Annotated in this window: 1 pseudogene; it reads left to right on the forward strand. The window is 67.1% G+C overall.

Annotated elements, in window-relative coordinates:
* Positions 1-12 precede the first annotated feature (12 nt).
* A pseudogene (locus IEY82_RS38745) lies at positions 13-598 on the forward strand (IS5/IS1182 family transposase); the annotation flags it as partial.

Below are 598 nucleotides of genomic sequence, written 5' to 3' on the forward strand. Positions count from 1 at the left end.
TTTCGGGGTCGGTTGATCGAGCACGGGATCGAGGACAGGGTCTTCGACCTGCTACTGGATCGCTGCTCGGAGCTGGGGCTGCTGTGTGCCGGTGGACGGCAGCGGACCGATTCCACGCACGTTCTGGCGGCGGTACGGACGTTGAACCGGATGGAGTTCGTCGGGGAGACATTGCGGGCTGCGCTGGAGGCGCTGGCCGCCGCTGCACCCGGCTGGTTGGCGGAGATGGTTGCTCCCGAGTGGATCGAACGCTATGGGCGTCGAGTGGACTCCTACCGCTTCCCCAAAGGAGAGAATGCGCGCACCCAGTGGGCCACCACGGCGGGACAGGATGGCTTTGCCCTGCTGGAGGCCATCCACGCGGGTGATGCCCCGCGCTGGCTGCGGGCCATCCCCGCGGTCGAGACCTTGCGCGTGGCCTGGATCCAGCAGTATCACCGCGACGGCAAGGGGGTGCGCTGGCGGGAGGGCAACGATCTCCCGCCGGCCAGAGCACGGCTGTCTTCGCCCTATGACCGCGATGCTCATTACGGTCTCAAGCGTGGTGCGGGCTGGTGCGGTTACAAGGTGCACCTGAGCGAGACCTGTGAGCCCGATC

It is taken from the genome of Nonomuraea cavernae, from assembly GCF_014646355.1.
GTDB classification, from domain to species: Bacteria; Actinomycetota; Actinomycetes; order Streptosporangiales; family Streptosporangiaceae; genus Nonomuraea; species Nonomuraea cavernae.